The 15593-nt window shown below is 52.1% G+C and carries 14 protein-coding genes; 11 read left to right on the forward strand and 3 right to left on the reverse strand.

Translation table 11 applies throughout. The annotated features are described in order from the left end of the window. Positions 1-20: 20 nt before the first annotated feature. A complete protein-coding gene (flgK, locus tag BZK42_RS01490) occupies positions 21-1679 on the forward strand; it encodes a flagellar hook-associated protein FlgK (protein WP_080858640.1) in 1659 nt (552 codons plus the stop codon). 14 nt (positions 1680-1693) lie between these two features. Beyond that, positions 1694-2647 (forward strand): flagellar hook-associated protein FlgL, encoded by a 954-nt coding sequence (flgL, locus tag BZK42_RS01495; RefSeq protein WP_016152634.1) that lies wholly within the window; start codon positions 1694-1696, stop codon positions 2645-2647. A gap of 241 nt (positions 2648-2888) precedes the next feature. On the opposite strand, the gene rne is transcribed toward flgL, so the two are convergent. Further along, positions 2889-6128: a ribonuclease E gene (gene rne, locus BZK42_RS01500; RefSeq protein ID WP_080858641.1), complete on the reverse strand. Its 3240-nt coding sequence runs from the start codon at positions 6126-6128 to the stop codon at positions 2889-2891. A 698-nt stretch (positions 6129-6826) separates the two neighbouring features. On the opposite strand from rne, the gene rluC reads away from it, so the two are divergent. After that, positions 6827-7780: a 23S rRNA pseudouridine(955/2504/2580) synthase RluC gene (rluC, locus tag BZK42_RS01510; RefSeq protein WP_049259723.1), complete on the forward strand. Its 954-nt coding sequence runs from the start codon at positions 6827-6829 to the stop codon at positions 7778-7780. Between the two features lie 91 nt (positions 7781-7871). Here the strand turns inward: rluC and BZK42_RS01515 are convergent, their stop codons facing one another. After that, entirely contained in the window at positions 7872-8456 is a 585-nt protein-coding gene (locus tag BZK42_RS01515) for a Maf family protein (RefSeq protein WP_016152637.1), read from the reverse strand. A gap of 197 nt (positions 8457-8653) precedes the next feature. On the opposite strand from BZK42_RS01515, the gene yceD reads away from it, so the two are divergent. The 8 genes from yceD to fabF all read left to right on the forward strand — a co-directional run bounded on the left by yceD (position 8654) and on the right by fabF (position 15009). Next, the gene (yceD, locus tag BZK42_RS01520) at positions 8654-9175 is read left to right on the forward strand and encodes a 23S rRNA accumulation protein YceD (RefSeq protein WP_003036239.1); all 522 of its coding nucleotides are present in this window, start codon (positions 8654-8656) and stop codon (positions 9173-9175) included. Between the two features lie 16 nt (positions 9176-9191). Continuing rightward, a complete protein-coding gene (gene rpmF, locus BZK42_RS01525) occupies positions 9192-9365 on the forward strand; it encodes a 50S ribosomal protein L32 (protein ID WP_003036242.1) in 174 nt (57 codons plus the stop codon). Between the two features lie 122 nt (positions 9366-9487). Beyond that, positions 9488-10567 carry a phosphate acyltransferase PlsX gene (gene plsX, locus BZK42_RS01530; protein ID WP_072050762.1) on the forward strand — a complete coding sequence of 360 codons (1080 nt, stop codon included), beginning with the start codon at positions 9488-9490 and terminating at the stop codon, positions 10565-10567. Between the two features lie 77 nt (positions 10568-10644). Next, positions 10645-11598 carry a beta-ketoacyl-ACP synthase III gene (fabH, locus tag BZK42_RS01535; protein WP_016152639.1) on the forward strand — a complete coding sequence of 318 codons (954 nt, stop codon included), beginning with the start codon at positions 10645-10647 and terminating at the stop codon, positions 11596-11598. A 15-nt stretch (positions 11599-11613) separates the two neighbouring features. Next, complete coding sequence (fabD, locus tag BZK42_RS01540; RefSeq protein WP_080858642.1) at positions 11614-12543, forward strand: ACP S-malonyltransferase; 930 nt, start codon at positions 11614-11616, stop codon at positions 12541-12543. Positions 12544-12555: 12 nt separating this feature from the next. Next, positions 12556-13290, forward strand: a complete 735-nt coding sequence (gene fabG / locus BZK42_RS01545) for a 3-oxoacyl-ACP reductase FabG (RefSeq protein WP_016152641.1) — start codon at positions 12556-12558, stop codon at positions 13288-13290. 155 nt (positions 13291-13445) lie between these two features. Beyond that, a complete protein-coding gene (acpP, locus tag BZK42_RS01550) occupies positions 13446-13682 on the forward strand; it encodes an acyl carrier protein (protein ID WP_000103754.1) in 237 nt (78 codons plus the stop codon). An 85-nt stretch (positions 13683-13767) separates the two neighbouring features. Next, positions 13768-15009, forward strand: a complete 1242-nt coding sequence (gene fabF, locus BZK42_RS01555) for a beta-ketoacyl-ACP synthase II (RefSeq protein ID WP_016152642.1) — start codon at positions 13768-13770, stop codon at positions 15007-15009. A gap of 56 nt (positions 15010-15065) precedes the next feature. Here the strand turns inward: fabF and BZK42_RS01560 are convergent, their stop codons facing one another. Continuing rightward, a complete protein-coding gene (locus BZK42_RS01560; protein WP_046274753.1) occupies positions 15066-15587 on the reverse strand; it encodes a fimbrial protein in 522 nt (173 codons plus the stop codon). Positions 15588-15593 lie beyond the last annotated feature (6 nt).

The raw sequence follows: 15593 nt of genomic DNA on the forward strand, positions 1-15593 counted from the left end.
AAGGATTACAAGGAACCTCCATGTCCAGCTTGATTAATAACGCGATGAGTGGACTCGCCGCAGCGCAGGCCGCGTTGAATTCTGCCAGTAATAACATCTCCAGCTATAACGTTGCCGGATACACCCGTCAAACGACAATTATGGCGCAAGCGAACAGCACGCTGGGTGCGGGGGGCTGGGTTGGCAATGGCGTCTATGTTTCTGGCGTACAGCGCGAGTATGACTCCTTTATCACGAATCAGTTACGTGCCGCGCAGAACCAAAGCAGCGGCCTGACAACGCGCTATGAACAAATGTCGAAAATCGACAATCTGCTCTCCAGCAAAACCAGTTCCATTTCGACCTCAATGCAGGACTTTTTTACCAGCCTGCAAACGCTTGTCAGTAACGCGGAAGACCCGGCGGCGCGCCAGGCGCTGATCGGTAAAGCTGATGGTTTAGTCAACCAGTTCAGAACAACTGACCAGTATCTGCGCGATCAAGACAAGCAGGTTAATACTGCGATCAAGGCCAGCGTTGACCAGATCAACAACTATTCAAAACAGATTGCAAGCCTCAACGATCAGATTTCCCGTCTGACCGGCGTCGGCGCGGGCGCATCGCCTAACGATTTACTCGACCAGCGCGACCAACTGGTCAGTGAACTGAACCAGATTGTCGGTGTTGAAGTCAGCGTTCAGGACGGCGGGACTTACAACATTACCATGGCGAACGGCTATTCACTGGTGCAGGGCAGCAATGCACGCCAGCTGGCGGCTGTGCCCTCCAGTGATGATCCCAATCGAACCACAGTGGCCTACGTCGACGGGGTTGCCGGCGAGGTTGAAATTCCCGAAAAACTGTTGAATACCGGTTCACTGGGCGGGCTGTTGACCTTCCGTTCTCAAGAGCTTGACCAGACGCGTAACACGCTGGGCCAACTGGCGTTGGCGTTCGCCGATGCGTTTAACACCCAGCATAAAGAGGGTTTTGACGCGAACGGCGATCAGGGTAAGGATTTCTTTGCTATCGGTAGCCCGGCAGTATTCAACAACGCTAAAAATACAGGAACAGGATCGTTAAGCGCGAAGATTACCGACAGCTCTGCTGTACAGGCGACCGATTATAAAATCGTTTATGACGGGACGGACTGGCAGGTTACTCGCCTGGTGGATAATACCAGCTTCAAAGCTACCGTTACCGGTGGGAAGATGTCCTTTGACGGGATGGAAATCACCGTAAATGCTGGCGCAAAAGCAAATGACAGCTTCACAGTGAAACCTGTCAGTAACGCCGTTGTTGATATGAAAGTCATGGTGACCGATGAGTCGAAAATCGCCATGGCCCAGGTCTCAAAAAATGATCCGGACCCGGATATTGATAAGGGAAAAAGCGATAACCGTAACGGTCAGAAACTGCTGGATCTGCAGACCAAAGCTACCGTGGGTAATAAGACCTTCAACGATGCTTATGCCACGCTGGTAAGCGATGTCGGGAACAAAACCGCGACGCTGAAAACCAGCGCCATTACCCAGAACAACGTGGTAACGCAGCTTTATAAGCAGCAGCAGTCTATTTCCGGCGTCAACCTCGACGAAGAATACGGTAACTTACAGCGCTACCAACAGTATTACCTGGCTAACGCGCAAGTGCTGCAAACTGCAAATGCGCTGTTTGATGCACTGATTAATATTCGCTAAGGGAGAGGGACACAATGCGTATTAGCACCCAGATGATGTACCAGCAGAATATGCGTGGCATCACTAACTCTCAGGCTGAATGGATGAAGTTCGGCGAGCAGATGTCAACGGGAAAACGTGTGATCAACCCATCTGACGATCCGATCGCCGCCTCGCAGGCCGTGGTGCTTTCTCAAGCTCAGGCGCAGAACAGCCAATATACGCTGGCGCGTTCATTTGCGACGCAAAAAGTATCGCTGGAAGAGAACGTACTGAGTCAGGTAACGACGGCAATTCAGACCGCGCAGGAAAAAATTGTCTATGCCGCGAACGGCACGTTAAGCGATGACGACCGTGCATCGCTGGCCACCGACCTGCAGGGGATCCGCGATCAACTGATGAACCTGGCGAACAGCACCGACGGTAATGGACGCTATATTTTTGGCGGATATAAAACAGAATCTGCACCGTTTGCTCAGGCAGATGGCGCTTACAGCGGCGGTACAACAAATGTGACCCAGCAGGTCGATGCCTCCCGTACCATGGTGATTGGTCATACTGGCGATAAAGTATTTGTTAATCTGACCAGCAATGCCGTACCGGAACCTGGCGGCGGTACTCAGGAAAAGAACCTGTTCAAAATGCTGGATACCGCTATTGATGCGCTCAAAACCCCGATTGAGGGCAATGACGCGGCAAAAGCTACCGCCTCTGCAGCCATTGATAAAACCAGTCGTGGCCTGAAAAATTCATTGAATAACGTGCTTTCTGTTCGTGCAGAATTAGGGACTCAGCTCAGCGAGTTAAGTTCACTGGATTCACTGGGCGCCGATCGCGCATTGGGCCAGACTCAGCAAATGAGCAATCTGGTGGATGTTGACTGGAACGCAGCGATTTCGTCCTACGTGATGCAGCAGGCCGCACTGCAGGCATCGTACAAAACGTTTACCGATATGCAGGGAATGTCGCTATTTCAGCTGAACCGGTAACACCTTTTTGAACATATCATGAAACTGGATATGTTTGTCTGCCCGCTCCTTTAACACCCCGGAGCGGGCATTTTTTTAGGCCACTGTTTTTTCTCAGCGACAGATTCCCCGTTAATCTTATTACCCGCGCAATCGCACCGCTAAAGATTGCCAGTGTAACCACGCCTTCTCAGTTTGTCAGTGTGTAGAGCAGAGATAAAAAAAAGCCGACCCGAAGGTCGGCTTTGATGTTGATTATGACTTACTCAACGGGCTGCGGGCGCGTTGCTGGCGCAGTCGCCTGATGCGTGGCGCTGTGTCCACCTGCAGCACCTTTACCTTCAAAGGTGAATTCCGGGCGTTGCCAGTCGCTATGACGCGGCGCTTCAGGCACATACTCTGGTGCCGGAGCACGGGTCATCGGGGCGGCCGCGTGGCTGTGAAGATGTTCTGCGTCAACGTGGGTTGCGACAACTTCAGCCTTAACGACTGCGTCTTCGACGACCGGTGCGGCAACAACCTCTTGCGGCGCGGCAACTTCTTCAACCACTGGCGCTGTTTCCACAACCTCGGCAATCTCTTCAGCCACTTCAGGCTGAGAAATAACAACCTCCGCAGATTCTTCGACAACCGGCGCAGCCACGATTTCAGCGACAGGTTCGGCTTTCGCCGCGGTATCCTCAGCAACAGGCGCGTCAGATTCAGCGATAATTTGCGGTTGTTCCTCGACCGGAGTAGCGATGACTTCCGGATGCGTGGTTTCAACGACGGTAGCCTGAGGTTCAGCAATGACCACCTCTGACTGTACGGTTTCAACCGAGTTCACAATATGCTCAACGGCAGCTGCAGCAACCTGAGGCTCTACGGCGACAGGTGCAGTTTGCCCCTGAACCGTTTCCTGCTCGCGCTGCTCTGCAACCTGCTGATCCTGAGGACGAGCAACAGGGTAGCGGATCCAGACTTTACCGGACGCTAATTCTGGAGATGCGCAGGCAACCGTTAACGGCATCGGCGACTGAACCGGGTAACGCTCGTCACGATAGCGACGACGGCGTTGTCCACTGACGCGCAGATGGCGAGGTGAGCGACGGGAACGACGCGGCATACCATTAGAGTCACGCGCTTCGCTGTTGTCTTCCTGCTCAGTCGCAACGACGGCAGGTAGATCAACTTTCGCCAGTTCAGTACGCTGTGCCGGTACGGGCTGTTCAGTTGGCTGAGTGACAGCCGTTTCAGTGACCACCTCGGCAGTAGCAACTTCGGCTTCAACAGCCGGGCTGTCTGTGTAACGAACTTTCTGAGTCAGCTGACGCTGTTTACGGCGAGTCTGAGGCTGACGAACGCGCTCTTCCTGCTCGGTATCCTGCGCAGGTTGTTCTGCCAGGTTCAGCTCTTTAACTTCCTGCTGCGCCTGACGCTTATCATCGTTGCGACGGCGGTTGCGCTCGCGACGCGGAGCCTGCTGGTCATCACCGGATTTCGCTTTGTCGGCGACCTCAGTAGACTGCTGGCGGTTATCGCGCGCTTCCGCATTTTGCTGCTGCGACTGACGGCGGTTACGGCGGTTGTCTTCACGGTTTTCGCCGCTTTCTGAACGCTCGTTACGGTTATCACGTTCGCCACGGTTGTCGCGATTATCACGACGATCGTTACGGTCGCGACGATTGTTCTGACGCGGTTTACGACGATCCTGCGGGCGATCGGTTTTCTCTTCCGCTTTCGGCGCAGGTTGTTCAACCGGTTTCACTTCTTCGCTACCGCTGAAGATGGACTTCAGTGCGCCGAAGAAACGGCTAATCAAACCTGGCTGTGCGGCGACGGCCGCGGTCGCTGCTGCGGCTTTAGGCGCGGCGGCCTTCGCAGTAGGTTCCTGCAAAGCAGGGGCTGGCGGCACCTCTGGCATTGCAAAGGTGGCTAATGCCGGCTGCTCTGGCTGTTTACGCTCGACGAACTCTTCTTCCGTCGGCAATGCCATCGCTTCTTCATGCAGTTTCGGCAGCAGGTAGCTCAGGGTTGGTGTTTCTTCCCCTTTGCGTACGCGCAGCACGGAGTAATGCGGGGTTTCCATCTGATCGTTTGGCACAATCACACAGCGCACGCCATTCTGACGCGTCTCGATGGCATTTACCGCGGTACGTTTTTCGTTGAGCAGGTAGGATGCGATCGGCACAGGAACAATAGCGTGAACTTCCTGCGTATTTTCTTTCAGCGCTTCTTCTTCGATCAGACGCAGAATAGACAGTGACAGTGATTCGTTATCACGTACGGTACCCGTGCCGGAGCAGCGTGGGCATACGTGATGGCTGGATTCACCCAGCGACGGGCTCAGACGCTGGCGGGACATCTCCAGCAGGCCGAAGCGAGAAATATGGCTGATCTGAATACGCGCTCTGTCCTGACGCACGGCTTCACGCAGACGGTTTTCAACCGCACGCTGGTGACGAACCGGCGTCATATCAATGAAGTCGATTACAATCAGGCCGCCGAGGTCGCGCAGACGCAGCTGACGAGCAATTTCATCGGCTGCTTCAAGGTTGGTGTTGAACGCAGTTTCTTCGATGTCGCCGCCGCGGGTCGCGCGTGCGGAGTTGATATCGATGGCGGTCAGCGCTTCTGTGCTGTCGATAACGATTGAGCCGCCGGACGGCAGACGCACTTCGCGCTGGAACGCGGACTCAATTTGAGATTCGATTTGATAGTGGCTGAACAGCGGGATTTCACCGGTGTACAGTTTGATTTTGCTGCTGAAATCCGGACGACCCAGCGCGGCGATGTGCTGACGCGCCATCTCCATAACTTTCGGGTTGTCGATGAGGATTTCGCCGATGTCCTGACGTAAATAGTCACGGAATGCGCGAACGATAACGTTGCTTTCCTGATGGATCAGGAACGGAGCAGGGCGGCTGTCAGCGGCTTTTTGAATCGCTTCCCAGTGCTTCAGGCGGAAACTCAGGTCCCACTGCAGCGCTTCGGCAGATTTGCCGACACCTGCGGTACGCACGATAAGCCCCATGCCATCAGGCAGTTCCAGGCTTGCCAGCGCTTCTTTTAATTCGGTACGGTCGTCGCCTTCAATGCGACGGGAGATGCCGCCCGCGCGCGGGTTGTTCGGCATCAGAACCAGATAACTACCTGCCAGGCTGATAAAGGTGGTCAGCGCAGCGCCTTTATTGCCGCGTTCTTCTTTATCGATCTGAACAATGACTTCCTGACCTTCGCGCAACACGTCTTTAATGTTGGGACGACCATGGGAGTTGTAGCTAGCGGGGAAGTATTCGCGGGCAATTTCTTTTAACGGGAGGAAACCGTGACGTTCAGCGCCGTAATCAACAAAAGCAGCTTCCAGACTCGGTTCAATACGGGTAATTTTGCCTTTATAGATGTTGGCTTTTTTCTGTTCGTGTCCAGGACTTTCGATATCCAGATCGTACAGACGCTGCCCATCTACAAGGGCGACACGCAACTCTTCCTGCTGAGTCGCGTTAATTAACATTCTTTTCATCGTAACTTACTCATTATTCTTACATTGACGACTAAGCTGCGGGCAGAGTAATGCCTTTCCGGGTGTGAACCGATGGCCTCGTGTCTATTCGCGTCGCCAACCTCACGGTTATCGTCAGCTCAAAGAGGCGCAGAGTGTCGGTTGCCTGTATTTCATACGGAAACACAGCGCAATTATCAGGGGAACAGTCTGGGTGTTACTCTCCAGAGAAGCTTCCATCGTGCTTATCGTCTTTCACGCTGTGGGTGCGTTGGCTTCATCTTCTTACCCCAACCACTTACAGGAGTAAGCACCTGGGGTTCCCAGACTTGCCGCCTTCCTACAACGCGAAATCTATAGAGCACTTACCGGTAAGGACTGCAACCCGCAGCCCGCTAACTGCCTGAAAGATCAATACGTCTTACGCCATTGCTGCGTTGATGATCGGTCGGGCAAAATTGGGTCATTCCGGAAAATTTCTTGTTTTAACAAGATTCAACACGGAAACAACCTCATTATTCCACTGCTAACCTTGTTATAGCAAGATGACTTTTGCCATTTATCACCCGGTTACTCACAGTTTTTTCACTTCCGCGTAGTGATTGCTTTAATAACCACCAAATCGGCTATGTCAAACTTAAGTAATAAGGTATAGCAGTTAATATAAGCATAGAAAAATGTGTGGCGCGAATCTTGATGGCTATTTAAAATCGGCCCCCATGAAAACAGAGACTCCAGCCGTAAAAACAGTTGCCATTACTGCCGACGAAGCAGGGCAACGCATCGACAACTTTTTGCGCACCCAGCTCAAGGGCGTGCCGAAAAGTATGATTTATCGCATTTTGCGTAAAGGCGAAGTGCGGGTGAACAAAAAACGCATTAAACCCGAGTACAAACTCGAAGACGGGGACATTGTGCGTATTCCACCTGTACGTGTCGCTGAACGTGAAGAAGAGGCCATTTCACCGAATTTGCAGAAGGTCGCGGCGCTGACCGATGTCATTTTATATGAAGATGACCACATTCTGGTGCTTAACAAGCCTTCAGGTACGGCCGTGCATGGTGGAAGCGGGTTAAGCTTTGGCGTCATTGAAGGCTTACGTGCGCTGCGCCCGGAAGCGCGTTTCCTTGAGCTGGTGCATCGCCTTGACCGGGATACCTCCGGCGTGCTGCTGGTGGCCAAAAAACGATCTGCCTTGCGTTCGTTGCATGAACAACTGCGTGAAAAAGGCATGCAGAAAGACTACCTCGCGTTGGTACGCGGCCAGTGGCAGTCCCATGTCAAAACCGTGCAGGCCCCGCTGTTAAAGAACATTCTGCAAAGCGGCGAGCGCATTGTGCGGGTGAATCAGGAAGGCAAACCATCGGAAACACGCTTTAAAGTGGAAGAGCGTTATGCGTTCGCTACGCTTGTGCGCTGCAGTCCCGTGACTGGACGAACGCACCAGATTCGCGTGCATACACAATATGCCGGACATCCGATTGCCTTTGACGACCGCTATGGCGATCGTGAGTTCGATAAGCAACTGGCGGATACCGGACTGAGCAGGCTCTTTTTGCACGCCGCAGCGTTGAAATTTACTCATCCGGGGACGGGTGAAGTAATGCGTATTGAAGCGCCAATGGATAAGCAGTTGAAGCGCTGCCTCGAGGTGTTACGCAGTAAAGGCTGATGCGCATTGATATTATCGCGCATTACCTGTAGACCTGATGGCGCTGTGCCTATCAGGCCTACAGGATTAGGCCTAAACAGCCGTCAACCCGTCAGGCTTTTAACGGGTTCATATCTTCTCGTCGCAGCATTTGACACAGTGCGATTAGCGGCAAACCGATTAAGGTATTTGGGTCGCGACCTTCCAGGCGCTCAAAAAGTGCAATGCCCAATCCTTCGCTTTTAAAACTACCGGCACAATGCAGCGGGCGCTCTTTGCGCACGTAATCTTCAATTTCCGTTTCGCTTAAGTGACGAAAATGGACGTCGAACGGTTCAACTTCAGTTTGTAAATGTCCGGTCGCAGAATTATACAGCGCCAGTCCGGTATAAAACGTCACAATATTGCCACGGGCTTTGAGTAACTGCTGGCGTGCATTTTCTTCTGTTAACGGTTTGCCGGTTATTTCACCATCGAGAACACAAATTTGATCGGAACCAATAATAAGGTGCGATGGATAACGGTGGGCGAGAGATTGCGCTTTTTTCTGCGCCAGTCGCAAGACTAAGTGCCGGGGGGCTTCGCCTGGTAACGGCGTTTCATCAACCTCTGGTGCTGCGCATTCGAACGGGATTGCCAGTTTTTCTAGTAAAGCGCGACGCCAGGGAGAGGTAGAAGCAAGAATAAGTTGAGGCATATTTTTTCCCTCGCATATAGCGTATTGATGAGAGCCATTTTAAACTATGGACTTCGTCCTACAAGCTGGCTGTAATGGCTTGTGTTGAGTGATTTTAAGTCGATGACCCGCAATGTGTGCGAATTATTGGCAAAAGGCAACCACAGGCTGCCTTTTTCTTTGACTATATGACGTTACAAAGTTAATATGCGCGCCCTATGCAAAAGGTAAAATTACCCCTGACTCTTGATCCGGTTCGTACGGCTCAGAAACGCCTCGATTATGAAGGTATCTATACTTCTGATCTGGTTGAGCGTGTCGCCGATTCTGTAGTCAGTGTGGACAGTGATGTGGAATGCTCCATGTCGTTCGCTATCGATAACCAGCGCCTTGCCGTTATAACCGGTGATGCAAAGGTGTCGGTTACGCTCGAATGTCAGCGTTGCGGGAAACCGTTCCCACTTCATGTTCACACAACATATTGTTTTAGTCCTGTCCGTTCTGACGAGCAGGCTGAAGCACTCCCGGAAGCGTATGAGCCGATTGAGGTTAACGAATTCGGTGAAATCGATCTGCTTGCAATGGTTGAAGATGAGATTATCCTCTCCTTGCCGGTAGTTCCGGTGCATGATTCTGAACACTGTGAAGTGTCCGAGGCGGACATGGTCTTTGGCGAATTGCCTGATGAAGCGCAAAAACCAAACCCATTTGCCGTATTAGCCAGCTTAAAGCGTAAGTAATTGAGGAGTAAGGTCCATGGCCGTACAACAGAATAAACCAACCCGTTCCAAACGTGGCATGCGTCGTTCTCATGACGCTCTGACCGCAGTCACCAGCCTGTCTGTAGACAAAACTTCTGGTGAACAACACCTGCGTCACCACATCACTGCCGACGGTTTTTACCGTGGCCGTAAGGTAATCGCTAAGTAATCACGCATGACTCAATGACTTTCCTACTACGGTGAGAAAGACAAAGAGTACACGCGTGATGAAGCTTAGTGAGGCTTTCCCCGGGTAACTGGGGAAACACCTAACCGGGCAGCGACGATACCTTGACACGTCTAACCCTGGCGTTAGATGTCATGGGGGGAGATTTTGGCCCTACCGTGACAGTGCCTGCAGCATTGCAGGCACTGAATTCTAATTCGCAACTCACACTTCTTTTAGTCGGGGATCCCGATACAATCACGCCATTACTTGCCAAAGCTGACTTCGAACAACGTTCACGTCTGCAGATTATCCCTGCTCAGTCAGTTATTGCCAGTGATGCCCGGCCCTCGCAAGCTATTCGCGCCAGTCGTGGAAGCTCAATGCGTGTTGCCCTGGAGCTCGTGAAAGAAGGACGAGCGGAAGCCTGTGTGAGCGCCGGTAATACAGGCGCGCTAATGGGACTTGCGAAGTTATTGCTCAAACCCCTTGAGGGGATTGAGCGTCCTGCGCTGGTGACGGTTTTACCCCATCAGCAAAAGGGCAAAACGGTGGTGCTGGATTTGGGCGCCAACGTGGATTGTGATAGCACGATGTTGGTGCAATTTGCCGTCATGGGTTCCGTGCTGGCAGAAGAGGTGGTTGGAATTGCCAATCCCCGTGTTGCGTTGCTCAATATCGGTGAAGAAGAAACCAAGGGTCTCGACAGTATTCGGGATGCTTCTGTAGTGCTAAAAACAATCCCTTCTATCAATTATATCGGCTATCTTGAAGCCAATGAGTTACTGACTGGCAAAACTGATGTGTTGGTCTGTGACGGCTTTACAGGTAATGTCACATTAAAGACGATGGAAGGTGTTGTCAGAATGTTCCTTTCACTGCTGAAGTCTCAGGGTGAGGGCAAAAAACGGTCGTGGTGGCTGCTGTTATTAAAACGTTGGTTACAAAAAAGCCTGACAAGGCGATTTAGTCACCTCAACCCCGACCAGTATAATGGCGCCTGTCTGTTAGGATTGCGCGGCACGGTGATTAAGAGTCATGGTGCGGCCAATCAGCGAGCATTTGAAGTCGCGATTGAACAGGCAGTGCAGGCGGTGCAGCGACAAGTTCCTCAGCGAATTGCCGCTCGCCTGGAATCTGTATACCCAGCTGGATTCGAACTGCTGGACGGTGGCGAAAACGCAAACTCGCGAGCACACAGATAACGGTGCGTTTGTGAATGCTGCCAACGTATCAGCGATTTGCTCGTGGCGGTATATAACCAAAAAGTGACTGAGCGTACATGTATACGAAGATTATTGGTACTGGCAGCTATCTGCCTGAACAAGTGCGTACTAACGCCGATTTGGAAAAAATGGTTGAGACATCTGATGAGTGGATCGTCACTCGCACAGGTATCCGTGAACGCCATATTGCAGCGCCAAATGAAACAGTTGCGACGATGGGCTTTGCCGCCGCAAACCGTGCAATTGAAATGGCGGGCATCGACAAAGAACAAATTGGTCTGATTGTGGTTGCCACCACATCATCCACACACGCATTTCCAAGTGCGGCATGCCAGATCCAAAGTATGCTGGGGATCAAAGGCTGTCCGGCGTTTGACGTTGCAGCCGCTTGTGCCGGTTTCACCTACGCCCTGAGCGTTGCCGACCAGTACGTTAAGTCTGGTGCAGTGAAGCATGCTCTGGTGGTTGGCTCAGATGTCCTCGCTCGTACCTGTGATCCAACCGATCGCGGAACGATCATTATTTTCGGTGATGGCGCAGGTGCGGTTGTACTGAGCGCATCAGAAGAGCCCGGCATTCTTTCTACGCATCTGCACGCTGATGGTCGCTATGGCGAACTGTTGACGCTGCCTAATGCCGATCGCGTGAACCCGGAAAACCCGATCCACCTGACGATGGCGGGTAACGAAGTATTTAAAGTCGCGGTGACCGAGCTTGCACACATCGTTGATGAAACGCTGGAGGCAAATAATCTCGATCGTTCTGCACTGGACTGGCTGGTACCGCATCAGGCAAACCTCCGCATTATTAGCGCAACCGCGAAAAAGCTGGGTATGTCGATGGATAATGTTGTCGTGACGCTCGACAGACATGGCAATACCTCCGCGGCCTCCGTACCGTGCGCGCTGGACGAAGCCGTCCGCGACGGGCGTATTAAAGCTGGGCAGTTGATATTGCTTGAAGCCTTTGGGGGTGGATTCACCTGGGGCTCTGCGCTGATTCGTTTCTAGTATAAGGATTTAAACATGACGCAATTTGCATTTGTGTTCCCGGGGCAGGGTTCCCAGACCGTTGGGATGTTGTCTGAAATGGCAGCAAACTACCCAATTGTTGAAGAAACTTTTGCTGAAGCATCAGCTGCGCTGGGCTATGATCTGTGGGCGTTGACTCAGCAGGGACCGGCCGAAGAGCTGAATAAAACCTGGCAGACGCAGCCAGCACTGTTGACTGCCTCTGTTGCGCTTTATCGCGTATGGCAGCAGCAGGGTGGTAAAACACCTGCGCTGATGGCTGGTCACAGCCTGGGCGAATACTCTGCGCTGGTGTGTGCGGGTGTTATCGGTTTTGCCGATGCCGTACGTCTGGTTGAACTGCGTGGCAAATTCATGCAGGAAGCGGTACCGGAAGGCACTGGCGGCATGTCTGCTATTATCGGTCTGGACGACGCTGCTATCGCTAAAGCGTGTGAAGAGTCTGCCGAAGGTCAGGTGGTTTCACCGGTAAACTTTAACTCACCGGGTCAGGTGGTTATTGCCGGGCATAAAGAAGCCGTAGAACGTGCCGGTGCAGCCTGTAAAGCGGCTGGCGCTAAGCGTGCTCTGCCACTGCCGGTCAGCGTTCCTTCTCACTGCGCGCTGATGAAGCCTGCTGCTGAGAAACTGGCTGTTGAACTGCAAAAAATCACTTTTAACGCGCCGACTGTTCCGGTTGTGAACAACGTCGACGTGAAGTGCGAAACAGATGCAGACGCTATTCGCGATGCGCTGGTTCGCCAGCTGTACAGCCCGGTTCAATGGACTAAAACCGTTGAATTCATGGCGTCCCAGGGCGTAGAGCACCTGTATGAAGTTGGTCCGGGCAAAGTTCTGACCGGTTTGACGAAACGTATTGTTGACACCCTGACTGCTTCGGCAATGAATGAGCCGGCGGCATTTTCTGCGGCGCTAGAGCAATAAAAGAGGAAGACCATGAGTTTTGAAGGAAAAGTCGCGCTGGTTACCGGTGCAAGCCGTGGCATTGGCCGCGCAATTGCTGAAACACTCGTTGCCCGTGGCGCGAAAGTTATCGGTACTGCAACCAGCGAAAGCGGTGCGCAGGCCATTAGCGATTACTTAGGTGCAAATGGTAAAGGTCTGATGTTGAATGTGACCGATCCGGCATCTATCGAATCTGTTCTGGGAAATATTCGCGCAGAATTTGGTGAAGTCGATATCCTGGTCAATAATGCCGGGATTACTCGTGATAACCTGTTAATGCGCATGAAAGATGACGAGTGGAACGATATCATCGAAACCAACTTGTCATCTGTTTTCCGTCTGTCAAAAGCGGTAATGCGAGCTATGATGAAAAAGCGTCATGGGCGTATTATCACTATTGGTTCTGTGGTTGGTACCATGGGAAATGCGGGTCAGGCTAACTACGCTGCGGCGAAAGCGGGTCTGATCGGCTTCAGTAAATCACTGGCGCGCGAAGTTGCGTCTCGTGGCATTACTGTAAACGTTGTTGCTCCGGGCTTTATTGAAACGGACATGACGCGTGCGCTGTCTGATGATCAGCGTGCGGGTATTCTGGCGCAGGTTCCTGCGGGTCGCCTTGGCGGCGCTCAGGAAATCGCCAGTGCGGTTGCATTTTTAGCTTCTGACGAAGCAAGTTACATCACAGGTGAGACTTTGCACGTCAACGGCGGGATGTACATGGTTTAACCACGAGATAAAAAAATTTGCGTTATTAGGGTGAATGCCCTCAAAATAACGTAAAATCGTGGTAAGACCTGCCGGGATTTAGTTGCAAATTTTTCAACATTTTATACACTACGAAAACCATCGCGAAAGCGAGTTTTGATAGGAAATTTAAGAGTATGAGCACTATCGAAGAACGCGTTAAGAAAATTATCGGCGAACAGCTGGGCGTTAAGCAGGAAGAAGTAACCAACAATGCTTCCTTCGTTGAAGACCTGGGCGCAGATTCTCTTGACACCGTTGAGCTGGTAATGGCTCTGGAAGAAGAGTTTGATACTGAGATTCCGGACGAAGAAGCTGAGAAAATCACTACCGTTCAGGCTGCCATTGATTACATCAACGGCCACCAGGCGTAAGTGAACATCTCCAGGCGGTCATTCGACCGCCTGAGTTTTATCTTTTTATCCCACTTGAATTATTTTCCCTCCCTGGAGGACAACCGTGTCTAAGCGTCGTGTAGTTGTGACCGGACTGGGCATGTTGTCTCCTGTCGGCAATACCGTAGAGTCTACCTGGAAAGCTCTCCTTGCCGGTCAGAGTGGCATCAGCCTGATCGACCATTTCGATACTAGCGCCTATGCAACGAAATTTGCTGGCTTAGTAAAGGATTTTAACTGTGAAGACATTATCTCGCGCAAAGAACAGCGCAAGATGGATGCTTTCATTCAATATGGAATTGTCGCTGGCGTTCAGGCCATGCAGGATTCTGGTCTCGAAATTACGGAAGAGAACGCTCACCGTATTGGCGCCGCTATCGGCTCTGGTATTGGCGGTCTCGGATTGATCGAAGAAAACCACACCTCTTTGGTGAATGGCGGTCCACGTAAGATCAGCCCGTTCTTCGTTCCGTCAACGATTGTTAACATGGTGGCAGGTCACCTGACCATCATGTACGGCCTGCAAGGGCCAAGCATCTCCATTGCGACCGCCTGTACTTCAGGTGTGCATAACATTGGTCATGCAGCACGTATCATTGCATACGGCGATGCAGACGCGATGGTTGCGGGTGGTGCAGAAAAAGCCAGTACCCCGCTGGGCGTGGGTGGTTTTGGTGCGGCACGTGCGCTGTCTACACGTAATGATAACCCGCAAGCGGCAAGCCGTCCGTGGGATAAAGAACGTGATGGCTTTGTGCTGGGCGACGGCGCAGGCATGGTGGTACTGGAAGAGTACGAGCATGCGAAAGCGCGCGGTGCAAAAATCTATGCTGAAGTCGTTGGTTTTGGCATGAGCAGTGATGCTTACCACATGACATCACCACCTGAAAACGGTGCGGGCGCTGCGCTGGCAATGGTCAACGCACTACGCGATGCGGCTATCGAAGCGGGTCAGATCGGCTATGTCAACGCGCATGGCACGTCTACTCCTGCTGGCGATAAAGCCGAAACCCAGGCAGTGAAATCTGTCTTTGGCGATGCGGCAAGCCGTGTGATGGTAAGCTCCACTAAATCCATGACCGGACACCTGTTGGGTGCGGCGGGCGCGGTAGAGTCTATTTTCTCTATCCTGGCGCTGCGCGATCAGGCTATTCCGCCAACCATCAACCTGGATAACCCGGATGAAGGTTGTGACCTGGACTTCGTACCTCACGAAGCGCGTCAGGTTAGTGGTCTGGAGTACGCACTGTGTAACTCCTTCGGCTTTGGCGGGACTAACGGTTCGTTGATCTTTAAACGCGTTTAGTTATTTACACTGCAAAAAAGCGGAGCGCCCAGGCGCTCCGCTTTTTTTTCTTGTGTTTACTGATAGGTGAAGGTGAGCTGTACGGTAGTACGAAACTCACCCGCTGTTACCTGGCCGGTTGGCGTGTACATTCTTGCTGAAAGTGGAAACACGACGTTATGGCTGCTATCAATGCTAACCTGATAAACAGCTCCTGGTGAGATCTCGGTGAGATGATCTCGCGTCATTATTTGCAATGCCATTCCGCTTGCATCACCCTGAGTATTCGCAAACTTGGTGGCATCGTCATTGTCTACTTCGCCACTGAAAAGGGCGGTTACTTTTGTTGTTGATGCAGGGCAGGCAGAAAGCGTTAGCTCAAAGTCCTGCCATTCACTGGTATCACCGATATTAGGGTAATCAACGGCGCGCGCCTGTTCGAAATTAACCGTCTGATCGACCGTGTTAGTATCCACTGTACAGGCGGAAGCGACGACAGTACCACTCAGATTGATGTCCGTAGCTTGTACGGATTGCATGCCGCTTACTGCCCACAAACAGGCCAAAACAGGCAGTACTTTGTTTATCTGTTGCACCATTTTCCC

It is taken from the genome of Citrobacter braakii, from assembly GCF_002075345.1.
Classification (GTDB): domain Bacteria; phylum Pseudomonadota; class Gammaproteobacteria; order Enterobacterales; family Enterobacteriaceae; genus Citrobacter; species Citrobacter braakii.

Coding starts and splice junctions, on each gene's coding strand:
- fabD (WP_080858642.1), top strand. CDS start 11,614: ATGACGCAATTTGCATTTGTGTTCCCGGGGCAGGGTTCCCAGACCGTT.
- rluC (WP_049259723.1), top strand. CDS start 6,827: ATGAAAACAGAGACTCCAGCCGTAAAAACAGTTGCCATTACTGCCGAC.
- flgL (WP_016152634.1), top strand. CDS start 1,694: ATGCGTATTAGCACCCAGATGATGTACCAGCAGAATATGCGTGGCATC.
- yceD (WP_003036239.1), top strand. CDS start 8,654: ATGCAAAAGGTAAAATTACCCCTGACTCTTGATCCGGTTCGTACGGCT.
- BZK42_RS01560 (WP_046274753.1), bottom strand. CDS start 15,587: ATGGTGCAACAGATAAACAAAGTACTGCCTGTTTTGGCCTGTTTGTGG.
- flgK (WP_080858640.1), top strand. CDS start 21: ATGTCCAGCTTGATTAATAACGCGATGAGTGGACTCGCCGCAGCGCAG.
- BZK42_RS01515 (WP_016152637.1), bottom strand. CDS start 8,456: ATGCCTCAACTTATTCTTGCTTCTACCTCTCCCTGGCGTCGCGCTTTA.
- fabG (WP_016152641.1), top strand. CDS start 12,556: ATGAGTTTTGAAGGAAAAGTCGCGCTGGTTACCGGTGCAAGCCGTGGC.
- acpP (WP_000103754.1), top strand. CDS start 13,446: ATGAGCACTATCGAAGAACGCGTTAAGAAAATTATCGGCGAACAGCTG.
- rpmF (WP_003036242.1), top strand. CDS start 9,192: ATGGCCGTACAACAGAATAAACCAACCCGTTCCAAACGTGGCATGCGT.
- rne (WP_080858641.1), bottom strand. CDS start 6,128: ATGAAAAGAATGTTAATTAACGCGACTCAGCAGGAAGAGTTGCGTGTC.
- fabH (WP_016152639.1), top strand. CDS start 10,645: ATGTATACGAAGATTATTGGTACTGGCAGCTATCTGCCTGAACAAGTG.